General features: G+C 60.8%; 12 protein-coding genes. 10 read left to right on the top strand and 2 right to left on the bottom strand.

The genetic code is table 11. The features are described 5' to 3' along the window. Positions 1-98 precede the first annotated feature (98 nt). From potE to LCU97_RS05925, 7 genes are all read left to right on the top strand, one after another. Entirely contained in the window at positions 99-1,505 is a 1,407-nt protein-coding gene (potE, locus tag LCU97_RS05955) for a putrescine-ornithine antiporter (RefSeq protein WP_053156661.1), read from the top strand. After that, positions 1,502-3,787: an Orn/Lys/Arg family decarboxylase gene (locus LCU97_RS05950; RefSeq protein ID WP_232775840.1), complete on the top strand. Its 2,286-nt coding sequence runs from the start codon at positions 1,502-1,504 to the stop codon at positions 3,785-3,787. The genes potE and LCU97_RS05950 overlap by 4 nt, the downstream gene beginning before the upstream one ends. 320 nt (positions 3,788-4,107) lie before the next feature. Beyond that, the gene (locus LCU97_RS05945) at positions 4,108-5,646 is read left to right on the top strand and encodes an ABC transporter substrate-binding protein (protein WP_371259628.1); all 1,539 of its coding nucleotides are present in this window, start codon (positions 4,108-4,110) and stop codon (positions 5,644-5,646) included. Between the two features lie 14 nt (positions 5,647-5,660). Further along, the gene (locus tag LCU97_RS05940; RefSeq protein WP_053156656.1) at positions 5,661-6,602 is read left to right on the top strand and encodes an ABC transporter permease; all 942 of its coding nucleotides are present in this window, start codon (positions 5,661-5,663) and stop codon (positions 6,600-6,602) included. Continuing rightward, on the top strand, positions 6,599-7,465 hold the full coding sequence (locus LCU97_RS05935) for an ABC transporter permease (protein WP_053156654.1): 867 nt from the start codon (positions 6,599-6,601) through the stop codon (positions 7,463-7,465). The genes LCU97_RS05940 and LCU97_RS05935 overlap by 4 nt, the downstream gene beginning before the upstream one ends. Before the next feature lie 2 nt (positions 7,466-7,467). Next, positions 7,468-9,096, top strand: coding sequence for an ABC transporter ATP-binding protein (locus LCU97_RS05930; protein WP_232775839.1), 1,629 nt, complete (start codon positions 7,468-7,470; stop codon positions 9,094-9,096). A 111-nt stretch (positions 9,097-9,207) separates the two neighbouring features. Beyond that, on the top strand, positions 9,208-10,491 hold the full coding sequence (locus tag LCU97_RS05925; RefSeq protein WP_232775838.1) for an OprD family porin: 1,284 nt from the start codon (positions 9,208-9,210) through the stop codon (positions 10,489-10,491). Between the two features lie 89 nt (positions 10,492-10,580). Here LCU97_RS05925 and LCU97_RS05920 read toward each other — a convergent pair whose 3' ends face one another. Then, entirely contained in the window at positions 10,581-11,459 is an 879-nt protein-coding gene (locus LCU97_RS05920; RefSeq protein ID WP_053156645.1) for a GntR family transcriptional regulator, read from the bottom strand. A 139-nt stretch (positions 11,460-11,598) separates the two neighbouring features. Between LCU97_RS05920 and LCU97_RS05915 the strand changes: the two genes are divergently transcribed. From LCU97_RS05915 to LCU97_RS05905, 3 genes are read left to right on the top strand one after another with little or no spacing between them, the layout of a single operon-like run. Then, entirely contained in the window at positions 11,599-13,122 is a 1,524-nt protein-coding gene (locus tag LCU97_RS05915; protein ID WP_232775837.1) for a serine hydrolase domain-containing protein, read from the top strand. Continuing rightward, positions 13,119-14,414, top strand: a complete 1,296-nt coding sequence (locus tag LCU97_RS05910; RefSeq protein WP_053156638.1) for an aminotransferase class III-fold pyridoxal phosphate-dependent enzyme — start codon at positions 13,119-13,121, stop codon at positions 14,412-14,414. The genes LCU97_RS05915 and LCU97_RS05910 overlap by 4 nt, the downstream gene beginning before the upstream one ends. Then, positions 14,411-15,874 carry an aldehyde dehydrogenase family protein gene (locus tag LCU97_RS05905; RefSeq protein WP_232775836.1) on the top strand — a complete coding sequence of 488 codons (1,464 nt, stop codon included), beginning with the start codon at positions 14,411-14,413 and terminating at the stop codon, positions 15,872-15,874. Before LCU97_RS05910 ends, LCU97_RS05905 begins: the two co-directional genes overlap by 4 nt. Positions 15,875-15,908: 34 nt before the next feature. On the opposite strand, the gene LCU97_RS05900 is transcribed toward LCU97_RS05905, so the two are convergent. After that, positions 15,909-16,841 carry a LysR family transcriptional regulator gene (locus LCU97_RS05900; RefSeq protein WP_053158790.1) on the bottom strand — a complete coding sequence of 311 codons (933 nt, stop codon included), beginning with the start codon at positions 16,839-16,841 and terminating at the stop codon, positions 15,909-15,911. Between the last annotated feature and the right edge of the window lie 125 nt (positions 16,842-16,966).

Below are 16,966 nucleotides of genomic sequence, written 5' to 3'. Positions count from 1 at the left end.
CATGCACGGCCTGATCGGGTTTGTTCTGCAGCTTTGTTCCACTGCGCCTAAGCTTCCACACGGACGATCGTGAAGAAGGGACCCCCGTGGCGAAAAAAATGACTGTAGGACAGCTCACGATGTTGACGGCCGTCAACATGCTGGGCTCGGGTATTGTGCTGTTGCCCACCAAACTCGCCGAAGTCGGCGGTATTTCGATTCTTTCCTGGCTGATCACGGCCACGGGCTCGCTGGCGCTGGCCTATGCTTTTGCGCGATGCGGCATGCTCAGTCGCAAGACCGGAGGCATGGGTGGCTATGCCGAATACACCTTCGGCAAGTCCGGTAACTACATCACCAACTACACCTATGGCCTGTCCCTGCTGATCGCCAACGTGGCGATCAGCATCACGGCGGTCGGCTACATACAGACCCTCTTCGATATAAGGCTCGACGCGCTGCAAGTCTGCCTCGCTACCATCGCGCTGCTCTGGATCACCACATTCGCGAATTTCGGCGGCGCGAGCATCACCGGCAGGATCGGCTCGGTTACCGTGTGGGGCGTTATCGCGCCGGTGGTACTGGTGTCGACGATCGGCTGGTTCTGGTTCGATGGCAGCGTGTACGCCGCTGGTTGGAATCCTCACGATAAGACCTGGTACGACGCCGCGGGCGCGTCGGTGGCGATCACGTTGTGGGCATTCCTGGGGCTGGAGTCTGCCTGCGCCAACGGCGATGCGGTGGACAATCCCGAGAAGAACGTACCGATCGCCGTACTGGGGGGAACATTGGGCGCCGCGGTGATTTATATCGCGTCGACCAACGTCATCTCCGGCATCGTCGGCAACGCCGAACTCGTCAGTTCCACCGCGCCATTCGGCCTGGTTTTCGCCAGAATGTTCACGCCCATGATCGGCGATATCGTCATGGGCCTGATGGTGCTGGCCTGCATCGGCTCCTTGCTCGGTTGGCAGTTCACCGTGGCCCAGGTCTTCAAGAGTTCGGCCGATACGGGGTATTTCCTGCCGATTTTCGCCAAGGCCAACCAGCATGACGTTCCGATCATCGGCATGCTGATCCTGCTCGCGCTGCAAACCGCCATGGCGTTGCTCACCATCAGCCCTGACCTGGCCAAGCAGTTCGACACCCTGGTCAATCTGGCGGTGGTCACCAACCTGGTGCCGTACATCCTGTCGATGGCCACCTTGATGACGCTGCAAAACGTCTCGGGCGTCCCGGCCAGAAAGGCACTGATCACCAATATCGTCGCCGGCATCGCGGCGGCCTACAGCTACCTGGCGCTCTACAGCGCCGGGGCCCAGGCGCTGATGCTCGGCGGCGTGGCGACCATCGTCGGCTACACGCTCTTTGGTTTCGTCAACACCCGGTTGATTCGTCTCGAAGCGCTGAATAACAGCGCTCCGACCCAGACCGTCGCGGCGCAACACATCGTGGGTGAGGTTGTCCCAGTCAATGACCTGCCGGCAAAACGCCTGAAAACGACCAGAATGGAGCCTCAATCATGACGGAAAACAGACAGCTGCTTGGCATGCTCGCGTTGCTGGTCTGCAACCAGCCGGACAAGCGTACCGTCTTCGGCCGGGCGTTGATCCAACTGATCACGGACGTTGAGGAGCGCTCCATCAGCGTACTGACATCCGAAAGCCTGAGCGATGCGAAGTCGATCCTCAGCAGCGATCCGGCTATCCAGTGTGTATTGCTCAGTTGGGAAATGGACAGCAGCGACGACCATCAGGAGTGCATCGACCTGCTGGCGGCCTTGCGCGAGCGCAACACTCGCGTGCCGGTGTTCCTGATCAGTGACCGCAGCACCGCATCGAGCGTGCCGCTGATCGTGATGCAATACGCCGACGATTTCATCTGGTTGCCGGAGGACACCAGTCGCTTCCTCAGCGGCCGCATCATGGCCGCCATCGAGCGTTATCGCCAGGCTGTGTTGCCGCCCATGTTCGGCGCGTTGCTGAAGTTCGCCCGCGGCTACGAATACTCCTGGCACACTCCCGGCCACGCCGGCGGCACGGCTTTTCTGAAAAGCACCGCAGGCCGCGCATTCTATGAGTTCTTCGGCGAAAACCTGTTGCGCTCCGACTTGTCGATTTCGGTCGGCGAACTGGGCTCGCTGCTCGACCACAGCGGCCCCATCGGCCAGGGCGAGCGCTACGCGGCAAAGGTGTTCGGTGCCCACCGCACCTATTACGTGACCAACGGCTCGTCGATGTCCAATCGGGTGATCCTCATGGCCAGTGTCACACGCGATCAGATCGCCCTGTGCGACCGTAACTGTCATAAGTCCGCCGAACATGCGATGACGCTGTCCGGTGCGATTCCCACGTACCTGGTGCCCACGCGCAACCGCTACGGCATCATCGGCCCGATCCTGCCGCAGACCTTGAGCGCCGAGGGCGTGAAATCCGCCATCGCCAATAATCCATTGGTCCTGGACCACATTGATCCGACGCCGGTACACGCGATCATTACCAATTCCACCTACGATGGCCTGACCTACAATGTTCGGCGCGTCGAAGAGTTGCTCGGGCAGAGTGTCGATCGCCTGCATTTCGATGAAGCCTGGTACGGTTATGCGCGCTTCAACCCGTTGTACAAGGACCGCTTCGCGATGCACGGCAACCCCGACGATCACGACCCGTCCAAGCCTACCGTGTTCGCCACGCAATCGACACACAAGCTACTGGCGGCACTGTCCCAGGCGTCGATGATCCACGTGCGTAACGGCCGCAACCCGATTCCTCATGGACGGTTCAATGAGTCCTTCATGATGCACGCCTCGACCTCGCCCAATTACGCGATCATGGCCTCGTGCGACGTGAGCTCGGCAATGATGGAGGCCCCCAGCGGACAGATTCTGACCAATGAATCCATCGAGGAGGCTATTGCGTTCCGCCAGGTTATCTCGCGCATGCAGTGTGAGATGTCGACCCATGACGATTGGTTCTTCTCATGCTGGCAGCCGCCTTCGGTTCAAGTGGATGCGGTGCAGCTTCCTTTCCATGAAGTCGATCCTCTGCGGCTTAAGACCGATCCGAACTGCTGGGTGCTGCACCCACATGAGGTCTGGCATGGCTTCGGTGACATCGAGGACAGCTATTGCATGCTCGACCCGATCAAGGTGTCGATCCTGAGTCCGGGCATGGGCGATGACGGCAATCTGCTCGACTTTGGCATCCCTGCCTGTGTATTGAGCGCCTACCTGGGGCATCAAGGCATCGTGGTCGAGAAAACCACGGATTTCACGATTCTGTTTCTGTTCTCCATCGGTATCACCAAGGGCAAATGGGGCACGTTGGTTAACGCACTGCTGGACTTCAAGCGCGACTTCGACACTAACCTGGAACTTGAGCTGTGCCTGCCCGACTTGCTGAACGCGAACCAGCAGCGCTACGCCGGCATGGGGTTGAAGGACCTGGCGCAAGACATCTTCGCGGCGATGAAAAAGACCCGGATCACCGCCGCCATGTCCCGGGCCTTCGGCACCTTGCCCAAAGCCGAACTCAGCCCGGTGGAGACCTACGAGCACCTGGTCAAGGGCGAGGTCGAACAAGTCACGCTCGACGAAGCCGCCGGCCGCATCGCCGCCACGGGCATCGTGCCTTATCCGCCGGGCATTCCGCTGCTGATGCCGGGGGAGAATGCAGGGGCCTCTGACGGCCCGCTGCTGGCGTATCTCAAGGCACTCGAGAGCTTTGACCGATCGTTCCCTGGCTTCGCTCACGATACCCATGGGATTGAAAGTGAGGCGGGGGTCTATCGGATGCTGATGCTCAAGTGAGCTGAGTTTTTTACACGGCGGATACCTGTCGTCGAGCCACGAACCTGCGAGCGCAACGCTTGCTCGCGATCAGGTCAGGTTCCCACAGCTCAAATCATGTATGTATTTTAATTGTTAAAAAAACATTTACAGCCGTGATTTATGTTGTGATTATGTCGCTGCGAATTTAAAAAAACAAAAAAACGCGGCGCTGATTCCGATCAGGCCACTACAACAACGACTGACAAAGGCCTGAAACCGGCTCCCTGCCCAAGCCGGTCCTTCAGCGAAGGAGAACCTCTCCCGTGAAGCGCTTACTTACCAGAACGCTGTGCGTGACCCTGCACACCCTTAGCCTGGCCGCCCTCGGTACCGGCCTGGCGCAGGCGCAGACCACCTTGCGCGTTGGCTTGAACGCCGACATTCGCAGTACCGAACCGGGCGTCAACCGTGACGAAAACACCGACACGGTCATGCTGCACATCGTCGAAGGGCTGGTTGCCCACCGCGAGGACGCTTCGGTCGGCCCCTTGCTGGCCCGTCAGGTGCAGCTCTCCGATGACGGGATGTCCTATACCTTCAAGCTTCGCGAAGGCGTGCGTTTCCAGAACGGCGCGACACTGACCGCCAATGACGTAAAGTGGACGTGGGACCGTTATCTGAATCCGAAAACCCAATGGCGTTGTCTGGCAGAGTTCGATGGTCGTGGCGGGGCAAAGATCATCGGCATCGAGACGCCGGACCCGTTGACCGTGGTGTTCCGCCTGGACCAGCCGAACGGGTTGTTTCTTGCGTCCATGGCCCGTCCCGATTGCGGCGGCAGCGGCATTCTGCACCCGGACTCGCTGGCGGCGGACGGCAGTTGGAAGGCGCCTGTTGGAACGGGGCCGTTCAGTCTTGCCAAATGGACACCCGGACAATCGGTGCTGTTGTCGCGATTCAAGGACTACAGCCCGCGTGACGAAGCAGGTCCGGACGGTTTCACCGGCAAGAAGCAGGCCTTGGTGGACGACGTGAGCTTCATGGTGATCCCCGACCCGTCTTCGGCCAAGGCGGCCCTGATGTCCAGCAACGTCGACCTGCTGCCCAATGTCAGCGCCAGCGATGCCGAGGAGTTGAAAGCGACGCGGGGCGTGCAGATCTCTTTCAGTCCGATCATGGCGATCTGTGGCTTGTTGTTCCAGACCAACGACCCGTTGCTAAAGGACGTGCGTATCCGCCAGGCCATTGCCCATTCCCTTGACTATGGGCAGATGGTCACGGCATTGACCAACGGCACGTCCGAGCCCAACAACTCGGCGATTCCCCAAACCAGCCCCTTCTACAGTGCTACGGCCAGGCAGGGCTATCGCTACGATCCGCAAGAAGCCCAGCGATTGCTCAAAGAGGCCGGTTATCAAGGCCAGCCGATCAAAATGATCGTCAACAAGCGCTATACGCAAATGTTCGACATGGGGCTGCTGAGCCAGGCCATGGCCCAGGCCAGCGGTTTGAACATCCAGATGGAAACCCTGGAGTGGGGCACCCAGTTGGAGCGTTACCAGAGCGGTAATTACCAGATGATGGCGTTCTCGTACTCCTCACGTCTGGACCCGGCCCTGAGCTTCGATTCGCTGATGGGTGACAAGGCCAAGGAACCCCGCAAGGTCTGGGACAATCCCCAGGCGCAAGGCCTGCTACGGGAAGCGGTGCGTCAGAGCGACCCGGCCAGGCGCCAGGAACTCTTCGATCAACTGCATCGGATGATGATCCACGATACGCCGATGGTCATCATTTATAACGGCACGGTCGCCGCCGCGCTGCGTGACAGCGTCAAGGGCTTCCGCTCCTGGCCAGTCTCATCGCCACGGTTGTGGGGCGTCAGCCTCGCAGCCCAGTAAAGCGGAGTCTGAACATGTTGCGTCTTATCCTGCAAAAGCTCGGGATGGCGATACCGACGCTGTTACTGATTTCGGTGATGGTGTTCGCGCTGATCCGCCTCATCCCGGGCGATCCGGCATTGTTGATGCTTGGTGACATGGCCGACCCCCAGAGCCTGGCCGAAATGCGCCGTGCGCTGGGGCTGGATCACTCGCTGGTCCCGCAGTTCCTGATCTGGTTCAAGGCGGTGCTGAGTTTCGACCTGGGCACCTCCATCAGTACCAAGCAGGCGGTGCTGCCATTGATACTCGACCGCTTCGCCGTCAGCGCGACCATCGTACTGGTGGCGGTGCTACTGGCCACGGTGATTGCCGTGCCGGTTGGCCTGATCGCGGCGTGGAAGCAGAACAGCCCGATCGATCTGGGGCTGGTCACTGTGGCGACCTTGTTATTGTCGATTCCCAGTTTCTGGCTCGGTTTGCTGTTGCTGAACACTTTTGGCATCCAACTGGGCTGGTTGCCGGTGGTGGGCTACGTTAGCTTTTCCCAGGCGCCCTGGCAGGCCATGAGCTACATGGTGCTGCCGGTGGTGACCTTGACCCTGGTGGAAGTCGGCGCGATCACCCGTATGGCCCGGGCCAGTACCATCGAGGTGTTGCGCCTGGAGTATATCGCCCATGCACGGGCCAAGGGTTTGTCGGAGCGTGCGGTGTTGTGCAGGCATGCCTTGCCGAATGCGTTTGCCCCGACCTGGACCCTGGTCGGCCTGATCCTGGGCAATCTGCTGGGCGGTATCGCGGTGCTGGAAACCGTGTTCACGCTGCCAGGCATCGGCCGGTTGATGGTGGACGCGATTTTTGCCCGTGACTACCCGGTGCTCCAGGGCTGCCTGCTGCTGATCACCTTTATCTACGTGCTGGTCAATCTGTGCGTGGATCTGCTCTATCCGCTGTTCGATCCAAGGGTGAAATTATGAGTTCCGATATCCCGGCGGCACTGGTCGCTCCACCCCCGGCCAGGCGAGCACGCGCCTGGGCCCCGGCCAATGCGTTGATCGGCGGCGGATTGTTGCTGGCCTTGATCGTCCTGGCCCTGATGGGCTTGGTGTGGTCGCCGTTCGATCCGTTGAAGATCGATCTGCTGTCGCGCTTCCAGGCACCGTCGACGGCTCACTGGCTGGGGACCGACGAGTTCGGGCGCGATGTGTTCAGTCGTTTGTTGGTCGGTGCGCGTACCAGTCTGTGGATCAGCCTGCTGACTGTGAGCGTCGCGGTGCTGGCCGGCACGCTGATCGGTATGGTGGCCGGTTATCTGCGCGGCTGGACCGACCGCCTCCTGATGATGTTCAACGACGCCTTGCTGGCCTTCCCCGGCATCCTCATGGCCTTGGGCATCATGGCGATCATCGGTGCCAGCAAGTACGGCATCGTTCTGGCCCTGGGCATCGCCTACACGCCTTCGGTGGTGCGCGTGGTGCGCGGGACCGTGTTGTCACTGCGGGAGCTGGAGTACATCGAAGCCTCGCGGGTGATCGGTAACTCAGAGCTGTACACCATGCTGCGGCATATTGCGCCCAACTGCCTGGCACCGTTGTGCGTGCTCGCCACCAGCATGTTCGGCTGGGCATTGTTGTCGGAGAGCGCCTTGAGCTTTCTCGGCCTGGGTGTACCACCGCCTGCGGCGACCTGGGGAAACATGCTGGCGAGCAGCCGGCCCTACATTGCGTCGGCGCCCTGGCTGGGCGTGTTCCCCGGGCTGTTTATCTGCGTGACCCTGTTGGCGATCAACCTGTTTGGCGATGCGTTGCGTGATCGTCTCGACCCCCGGATGAGGAAGTGAGCATGTCCGCTGAACCTGTTCTGTTGAGTGTTGAAAGCCTCAAGATTCGCGTTGGCGACCATGGTCACCTGGCGGTTGACGATCTCAGTTTCAATATCGCGCCTGGCGAGATCGTTGCACTGGTGGGCGAGTCCGGCAGCGGAAAAACCATGGCTGCCCGGGCTGCCATCGGCTTATTGCCATTGCCGATGCAGGTATGCGGCGGCCGCCTGGATTTCATGGGGCGTGACCTGGCCAGCATCAGCGCCCAGGAGCTGCGGTCTATCCGGGGAGCGAGCATCGGCATGGTGTTCCAGGAACCCATGGTTTCGCTCAACCCGGCGCTCAGGATCGGCCAGCAAATGAGCGAAGCCCTCCAGCTGCACACCGACCTGGATGCTGCGCAGATCCGTGAGCGCTGCCTCACCATGTTGCAGCGCATCGGCATCAAGGATGCCGCGGGTTGCCTGGAGTCCTATCCGCACCAGTTCTCGGGAGGGATGCGGCAACGGATCATGCTCGCCTCGGTGATGCTGTTGCGTCCGGCCTTGTTGATCGCGGATGAGCCAACCACCGCGCTCGATTGCCTGGCACAACTGGACGTGATCGAACTGATGCTCGAGCTGACGCGGGAGCAGGGCACGGCCATTCTGTTCATCAGCCATGACCTATCGCTGGTGGCCCGTTATGCCCACAAGGTGGTGGTCATGCGGCATGGACAGGCGGTGGAGCAAGGCAGCATCGACGAGGTGCTGCTGGCGCCCAAGGCCGAGTACACCCGCCAACTGTTGGAGGCTTTGCCGCGCCGTGGCGTGTTGGCGCCGCTGCCAGCCAATGACGGGCCATTGGTGGAGGTCGAGCAGGTGAGTATCGAGCACCCCGGACTCGCCTCATTCTGGGGTAGACGCAAGCACAACCGCGTGGTGCACAGCGCCAGCCTGATGATCGCGCCGGGCGAAACCCTGGCCCTGGTCGGCGGAAGTGGGTCGGGCAAGACCACCCTCGGCCGCTCGCTGGTGGGCTTGATCAAACCATGCGCCGGTGCAATACGATTCAAGGGCGTGGATATCCTCAAGGCCGCCAACCGTACGCATCGCCTGCAATGCCAGATGATCTTCCAGGACCCTTATTCGTCCCTCAATCCACGGATGAAAATCGGTGAGATTCTCGCCGAACCCCTGCGCCACGAGCCCGGCCTGAACGCGGCGCAGCGCCGTGAGCGGGTGCGCCAGACCCTTGAAGACATCGGCCTGGGCGAACCATTCATCGAGCGCTTTCCCCACCAACTGTCCGGTGGCCAACGCCAGCGTGTGGCCATCGGCCGTGCACTGGTACGTCATCCGCAATTGGTCATTGCCGATGAGCCGATCTCTGCATTGGACATGACGATCCAGAAGCAGATTCTCGAGCTGTTCGAGCGTCTCCAGGCGCAGTACGGGTTCGCCTGCCTGTTCATTTCCCATGACCTGGCGGCAGTGGAGCGCATCGCCCATCGCGTGGCGGTGATGCATCAGGGCCATGTGGTGGAAATAGGGCCACGCGAGCAGATTTTCGATCATCCGCAACACCCGTATACCCGGCAACTGCTGGCTGCTGCCAGCCCGCTGGAGAAGCTTGAGAGCGGCGGCTACCGAATACGACCCGCCGTTTAACCCACCTCGGTTTCATCGAGCGCGCAGGTTTTAAAGCCGGCGCGAGGGGGAATGTCGTGCCCAGAAAAACAATAAGACCACTCATTACAACGACTGCCAGGAGCCGAAGAGATGTACCACAACAACCTTAACTTGATCTTGAAGAGCGTCGGCCTGATGGGCGGGGGGCTGTGCTGTGCCACGGCCCAGGCTGATTTCCTGAAGGACAGCAAGGCTGATCTGGAACTGAAGAATTACTACTTCAACCGCGATTACCGCGAGGATGCCGGGCAATCCAAACGCGAGGAATGGGCCCAGGGTTTCATCCTCAATCTGAAATCGGGCTTTACCGAGGGCACGGTGGGCTTCGGTGTCGACGCGGTGGGCATGCTGGGCCTGAAACTCGACTCCAGTCCTGATCGTTCGGGCACCGGCCTGTTGTCCCGGGACAACGATGCGACGCCGGGTAAGCCGAGCTATTCCAGGCGTGCCCATGACGAATACTCCAAGCTCGGCGTGACCGCGAAGATGCGCATGGCCAAGAGTGAACTGCGCAGTGGCTACCTGTTGCCGGACTTGCCAACGCTGCAGCCCAACACCAGCCGCCTGTTCCCACAGACGTTCCGTGGCACCCAGGTGACATCGGCGGACGTCGCCGGGTTGACCTTGATCGGTGGGCAGATCGACCAGACCCGGCAACGCGAGTCCACCGAATACCAAGACATGGGTTTGACCAGCCAGAACGGTGCCTACAAGAGCAGCGCCAAAAGTGATCAGTTTCGCTTTGCGGGAGGCGATTACAAACTCACGCCAAACATGACCGTGACGTATCACTTCGCTCAGTTGGAAGACATCTACCAGCAGCACTACGTGGGCCTGAAAAACAGCTTCGCGCTAGGGGGCGGTACGCTCAAGACCGACATCCGTTACTTCGACGCGGACAAGGCCGGCGCCGGTCTGGCGGGAAAGGTGGATAACCGGGCGTTGAGCACGCGGGCGGCGTACAGCTTCAAGGGGCACAGCATCGGTGGTGGCTATCAGGCGCAGTATGGAGAAACGCCGTTCACCTACGTCGATGGGACCAATACGTATCTGTTCTCCGAATACCAACTGAGCAACTTTTCTCAGACTAACGAGCGAGTCTGGCACGCACGGTATGACTTCGATTTTGCCACCCTGGGAGTTCCTGGCCTGACGTTCTCGACCCGCTGGGCCAAGGGCGACGACGCTGAGGTGAAAGGGTTTACGGGGGAGGGGCGTGAATGGGAGCGGGATATCGACCTGGGGTATGTGGTCCAGTCGGGCACGTTGAAAGGCGTTTCATTACGCTGGAGAAACGGGTTCAGCAAGGCGAACTACCTGCGTGACATGAATGAAAACCGACTGATCGTCGGTTACACCGTGGCGCTCTGGTAATGAACGTTTGCAAGTGGTGCTTGGCGGCAGTCGTCCCTCAAGGAGAGACGCTTTCACGGAGAAGGGCGTTGCGGCAGCGAAGTACTGCGCTACCCCTTGTTGCGCGCCACTCGCAACTTGCTGGCCACATCCAGGTGTCGATGCAGCAGCGTCGACGCCCATTCATTGTCGCCTTGTTCCAGGGCGTCGAGAATTGCCAGGTGTTCCCGACAGGAAACCCTGACCCGCTCCATGTTACTGACCGTATGGAACTCGGTCAGGCGCCGCAGGTGATTCTGTTGCTGGATCGCTTGCAGGATGTAGCCGTTGCCGGACGCCGCCGCCAGCAGTTCGTGAAACTCGGCGTTGTATTCGATGAAGCGTTGGCCGTCCACCTTGCCTTCCAGCAGTTCCATCTGCCGCTCGCGGCAACGACGGAACTGCTCTGGATTGATCTTGAATGTAGGTTCCAGCAGTCCCGCGGGTTCGAGCAGCATGCGAAAACGATAGCTTTCGAAGCGGGTCTGCGGACTGTTCAAGGTCGGCAGGAATTGCCAGCCATGGCCATGCTTGCGCTGCATCACACCTTCGTCGGACAGCCGCAACAGGCAGCGACGCAGCACGCTTTTACCAACACCGTAGCGGCGCAGCAGATCGCTCTCGGAAATGTGATCGGGCAGCGCCTGGTTCAAGCGGTCGTCAATCAGCCTCGTGTACAGCTGGTCCTCTTCGTTCTGCAACTTGCCGACCTGCTGCGCCAAGCCATCGTTGGCTTGCAGCGGTACGCGAAAGCCTTGCTGAGGCAATGGCTCGATGGCCTGTTGTTCGGCCAGGTACGACAACGCGCTGCGTATCGGCGAGCGCGACACCCCCAGGCGCTGAGCCAGCTCCACTTCCTTGAGGTGCATACCGGGCTGCAGGTCGCCGCTGGCGATAGCGGAAAGAATCTGGCCGGCGACTTTGGTCTGCAGCGAGGTCAGTGGGGGCATGGCGTGCGGTCGCTCCTTTGGCAGGGGAGGCAAGGATAACCGGAAACTGAATTATAGGGGGATCAAATACACCAGCGCCGAAGAAAACAAATCGTTATCTGCATTATTTGAAATACAAAAACATTATCGAGGATCCATCATGACGTACATTCCGCTGCCCAGAGCCTTGCCCCATGAGCGGGGCGTAGATCCGGCCGGGGTTATCGACTTCCTGCAAGCAGTCGCCGAAGCAGGTCTGGAGCTGCACAGCTTCATGCTCTATCGCCAGGGCGCGGTGGTGGTCGAGGCGTTCTGGAACCCTTATTCGGCGCGGCGCATGCATGTGCAACACTCAGCCACCAAGAGCTGGACGGCGACAGCCGTCGGCCTGTTGATCGATGATGGCCGCCTTGCGCTCGATGACAAGGTGGTCAGCTTTTTCCCCGAATCCTGTCCGCAGCCGATCAGTGCCAATCTTGCCGCCATGACCGTGGAGGACCTGCTGACCATGCGCACCGGCCACAAGCGCGGGATCTCTGGCGGCGACTGGCGCAACCTGCAAAGCAGCTGGGTCGAGGCCTTTCTCAACGAGCCCGTGGACGAGCCACCGGGCAATTCCTTCATCTACAGCAGTGCTTCCAGCTTCATGCTGTCGGCCATTGTCACTCAGGTCAGCGGGCAGACGGTGCATGCGCTTCTTCAGGAGCGCGTGCTGGACCACCTGGGGGTTGATCAGTTGACTTGGGACCTGGCACCGGGGGGCTTCAATTCAGGCGGCAATGGCTTGAGCTGCACCAGCGAGGATTCGTTGAAGTTCGGTGTGCTGCACTTGAACCAGGGGCAGTGGTACGGCCGGCAACTGCTGTCCGAACAATGGGTCGCCGAGGCCACGCGCAATCAGGTCGAGGACGTCTGGATGGGCGAGTTTGACGGCAAGCAGTACCTGCCACGGGACAAAAACAGCCCCAATAGCGCCCAGCGTGAAGGCTATGGATACCAATGGTGGATGACCGAGCGTGGTGGTTATTACGCTTCCGGGGTGTTCGGCCAGCAATGCATGGTCTTGCCGGACAAGGACACGGTGATTGTTTTTACGTGCGGTCTTCGCCTGGGAGAGAAGCGTCTGCACTCGGCCCTGTGGCAGCACCTGTATCCGGCGCTGGGACGCCATGCGGCCGATCCGCTGGCCGATCAGGCAAAACTTGACGCCCTCGTCGAAGGCCTGCATCTACCGACACTGCAAGACCTGAAAAGCCCCCCCCCCAACAGTGCCCTGCAAGGTCGTTTTGCCATGCAGCCAAACGAGGATGGCGTGCTGGAGATAGGGTTCGATTTTCAGAACGGGTACTGCGATTTCACCCTGGTGGATCACCGTGGCACGCATCACGTGCGCGCTGGCTTCGAGCGGCCGATCGAGACGCTCACCAGCGTAACGGGCAATTACTTGCACCACCAATATCAGCCAGAACAGGCCCCGGTGGTCGCCCAGGCTTGCTGGGGCCCCGAAGGCGAGCTGCTGATGGACTGGCGCTTCGTTGAAACCGCGTTCGGCGACCATGTCAGGTGCCAGGTGCACAACGGCAGCTTGTGCTTTGACCGGGGCGTGAACACCAACGCCGGCGCTTTGCATCGTCCAACCCTGTCTGGCGCGCGAATCCAGCCCTCCAAGGAGCACAACCAATGACATCGTCCTTCTGGGCACCCTTTACCGCGATGCGCCCATTCAACCGTCAGCCGATGCTGTTCGAGCGCGCCGCCGGCATGCATTACTTCACGACCGATGGCCGCGAGGTGCTCGATGCCATGGCTGGATTGTGGTGTGTCAACGCAGGCCACGGTCAGCCCCGGATCGTCGAAGCGATCCGCGAAGCGGCGGGGCGCCTGGACTTCGTCTCTTCGTTCAAGATGAGCCATCCGGCGGCGCTGACCCTGGCGGACCGCCTTGTCGGGATCGCTCCGTCCGGACTGGACAAGGTGTTCTTCACCAACTCTGGCTCCGAAGCCGTGGATACCGCGTTGAAGATCGCCCGAGCCTATCACCAGGCGCGTGGCGATTGTCGGCGCACCAAGCTGATCGGTCGAGCCAAGGGCTACCATGGCATGGGGTTCGGCGGGCTGTCGGTATCGGGCCTCGGTCGGCAGAAGCGCGATTTCGGCCCGTTGCTCGGTGATGTGGCTCACCTGCCGTTACCTTACGATGCGGGCTTGCGCTTCAGCCGCGGCCAGCCTGAGCAAGGCGCACATTACGCGGACGCTTTGTTGCAACTGCTGGAAGTCCATGACCCGGCCACGGTGGCAGCAGTGATCGTCGAGCCGGTAACCGGCTCCGGCGGCGTGTACGCGCCACCCCTGGGCTACCTGCAAAGGTTGCGGGAGATCTGTACCCGTCATGGTGTGCTGCTGATTTTCGACGAGGTTATCACCGGCTTTGGCCGTGTCGGCCAATCGTTCGCGGCGCAGACCTTTGGCGTGACACCGGACTTGATGACCCTGGCCAAGGGCCTGACCAACGGTGCAGTGCCCATGGGCGGTGTGCTCGTCAGTGGCGCAGTGTACGAAGCATTCATGCAAGGGCCGGAGCAGGCTATCGAGCTGATGCATGGTTATACCTATTCCGCCCACCCGCTGGCATGTGCCGCGGGCCTGGCAACACTGGATGTGCACGAAGATCAGGGCATCAATGCCCACGTCCAGCAGATCGCACCGGTCTGGCAGAGCGCGGCATTGGCTCTGCGTGACCACCCGCTGGTGCTGGATGTACGCGCTATCGGCCTGCTCTGCGCCGTGGAGCTCGATCCTCGTAGCGAGGCGTCTGGCGCACGAGCGGCGGAGGTGGCCCAGCGCTGTTTCGAGGCCGGTGTGCTGGTACGTGCTTCTGGAGAAAACATCGTGCTGTCGCCACCGCTCATCATTGACGAGGAGCAGATCAACCGGGTGTTCGACACCTTGTCCAAGGCGTTGGAGGCGACCCGATGAATCATCTGGATTTTTACATCGAGGGTGCTTGGGTCAGGCCCCAGGGTAACGACACCTTGCCGGTGATCGACCCGTCCACCGAGCGCACCATCGCCACCATCAGCCTCGGCACCGCGGCTGATCTTGACCGCGCCGTGGCGGCGGCTCGCCGCGCATTCGAGAGTTATGGGCAATGGTCTCGCGAACAGCGACTGGAACTGCTCAGGGCGATCATAGATGGGTATCGCCAGAACAGCGAAGCGTTGGCGCAGTGCGTGCATCAGGAGATGGGCGCGCCGCTGTCTCTGGCCCGAAGCGCCCACGTGCCGGCGGGCCTGGGCCACCTGCAGCTGGCTTATGAAGTTCTTGCGACCTATGAGTTCGACCGGTTCCATGGCAGCACCTTGATCACCCGTGAGCCCATCGGTGTATGCGGCTTGATCACGCCCTGGAACTGGCCGTTGAACCAGCTCACCTGCAAATTGGGGCCGGCGCTGGCAGCGGGGTGTTCCGTGGTTCTCAAGCCCAGTGAAAAGGCACCGCTGTCGGCCATGCTCCTGGCCGATATTCTTCATCGGGCCGGCGTGCCGAAGGGGGTATTTAACTTGGTCAACGGCGACGGACCGACCCTGGGGGATGGTATTGCGCGGCATGCTGGTATCGACATGGTTTCGTTCACCGGTTCCACCGGCGCAGGGATCGCCGTGGCGAAGGCTGCGGCAGATACCGTCAAGCGTGTGTGCCAGGAGCTGGGAGGCAAGTCGGCGAACCTGATTCTTGCCGATGCCGATATTGAAGCGGCAGTCCGTCATGGGGTCAGCAGTTGTTTTCGCAACAGTGGCCAGTCGTGCAATGCGCCGACGCGGATGCTCGTGCCTCGTACCATCCAGGCGCGGGCGATAGAGATTGCCCGGGAGGTGGCGGCCAACGTCTGCTTTGACGACAGCGATCCGACCACCGCCATGGGACCTCTGGCCAATCAGGCGCAGTTCGATCGGGTCCAAACGCTCCTGGCCGAGGTGCGAGGCCTACAGCCCGTGTGCGGTGGCCTGGGGCGCCCGGAGGGCATAACGACCGGGTTCTACGCCAGGCCGACGGTATTTGCGGACGTCCAACCCGACTTGCCCATCGCCAGGGAGGAAATATTCGGCCCTGTGTTGGTGATCATTCCTTACGACAGTGAAGAGCAAGCCCTCGCTATTGCCAATGACAGTCCCTACGGACTTTCGGGTTACGTGAGCGCCGGGACGCTGGAGCGTGCTCGCGCCGTGGCTCGACACCTGCGTACGGGCATGGTCCATCTCAACGGCAGCAAGGCTGACAATGGCGCACCGTTCGGCGGATACAAGCGGTCCGGTAATGGCCGGGAGTGGGGTGTGTGCGGGTTAGAAGAATACCTGGAGCACAAATCCATCTTTGGGCACCGAAACGGTGAAGCAGGCATGCAATTGGCGCAGGAGCGCCAGCCGGGTAAAGACTGACTGGTTTATGCCCTCGTCAAGATACAAGCGATGTTCAAGCGTCTGGCTGGCCTGTATCGCCGGCGAACATCGGCAAACGCTGCAACATCCAGTTCAGCAATTCCTGGGCAGGGGCCGCCAGCGGGCGTCCGGACTTGACCAGCAGCTTCGCTTCGACGCCTTGGAAAAGAGGGTGATCGACGGCCACGGCCGCGAGGCTGCCTTGGGCGATCTCCCGATAGGCCGCCACCTCGCCCAACAGCGAAGCAAACTGACCGCAAGCGACCAGGCGCTTGAGGGCGGCCAATGAATTGCTGACCAGCGCCGGACGGATCTGGATCTTCTCGGCATACTCGAGCATCTTCAACGCGTGACCGATACCGAAGGTCGTCGGCGTCAGCACCAGTTGGCAGTCGAGCAAGTCTGCGACGGTGGCCTTCGCTCCTGTCAATGCCAGCGGGTGGTCCGGGCGGACCAGCAGCATGACGGGCTGCCGGGATGTTGCCCGATCATCGATGTGAGCGTGAGCAGGAGGGTTGTAGGCCAAGCCGATATGCGCCCGATTTTCCGCGATCTCGTTGAGGACATCGTCCACGGGCAGTATGTCCAGCCGGATATCGAGCCTGGGGTACTGTTTGCAGAACGGTGCGAGTACATGGTCGACCAACGTGTCGACATAACCTTCGCTGATGACTACCCGCACGTGCCCCAGCTGCAGCCCCTTGATGGCCTGAAGCTGGTCTTCGAGCTTTTCCTGATGTGATCGATAGCCCCGCCAGAACTCCAGCAGGTGCGCGGCAGCCTCGGTGGGCTGGACGCCGCGGGCCTGACGTTCGAACAGGCGGGCGCCCAGTTCCTCTTCCAGCAATTTAATCTGACGGGTAATCACCGAAGGGGACGTGTTGATGCTGTCCGCCGCGCCACGGATCGATCCGTGGGTCAACACTTCATGAAAATACCGCAAGCGTTGCTGGTTGATTTCTCGCATCGGGCGTTTCTCCAGGGGCTTGGCGTTGCTCATAAAGCAACAGTACATGAACATAGTTGCTCTTGCTGCTGTTCATAGGATCGGCGCAACATCTTTGACAAAGCCGCTGGCTCGTTGCGAACCGG

It is taken from the genome of Pseudomonas uvaldensis, from assembly GCF_021271205.1.
GTDB lineage: Bacteria > Pseudomonadota > Gammaproteobacteria > Pseudomonadales > Pseudomonadaceae > Aquipseudomonas > Aquipseudomonas uvaldensis.
This window is presented reverse-complemented; position numbering and strand designations above follow the sequence as displayed.

Bases quoted from the DNA above. Each gene is read 5' to 3' on its own strand.
- potE (WP_053156661.1), top strand. From the start codon at position 99: ATGACTGTAGGACAGCTCACGATGTTGACGGCCGTCAACATGCTGGGC.
- LCU97_RS05950 (WP_232775840.1), top strand. From the start codon at position 1,502: ATGACGGAAAACAGACAGCTGCTTGGCATGCTCGCGTTGCTGGTCTGC.
- LCU97_RS05940 (WP_053156656.1), top strand. From the start codon at position 5,661: ATGTTGCGTCTTATCCTGCAAAAGCTCGGGATGGCGATACCGACGCTG.
- LCU97_RS05935 (WP_053156654.1), top strand. From the start codon at position 6,599: ATGAGTTCCGATATCCCGGCGGCACTGGTCGCTCCACCCCCGGCCAGG.
- LCU97_RS05930 (WP_232775839.1), top strand. From the start codon at position 7,468: ATGTCCGCTGAACCTGTTCTGTTGAGTGTTGAAAGCCTCAAGATTCGC.
- LCU97_RS05925 (WP_232775838.1), top strand. From the start codon at position 9,208: ATGTACCACAACAACCTTAACTTGATCTTGAAGAGCGTCGGCCTGATG.
- LCU97_RS05920 (WP_053156645.1), bottom strand. From the start codon at position 11,459: ATGCCCCCACTGACCTCGCTGCAGACCAAAGTCGCCGGCCAGATTCTT.
- LCU97_RS05915 (WP_232775837.1), top strand. From the start codon at position 11,599: ATGACGTACATTCCGCTGCCCAGAGCCTTGCCCCATGAGCGGGGCGTA.
- LCU97_RS05910 (WP_053156638.1), top strand. From the start codon at position 13,119: ATGACATCGTCCTTCTGGGCACCCTTTACCGCGATGCGCCCATTCAAC.
- LCU97_RS05905 (WP_232775836.1), top strand. From the start codon at position 14,411: ATGAATCATCTGGATTTTTACATCGAGGGTGCTTGGGTCAGGCCCCAG.
- LCU97_RS05900 (WP_053158790.1), bottom strand. From the start codon at position 16,841: ATGCGAGAAATCAACCAGCAACGCTTGCGGTATTTTCATGAAGTGTTG.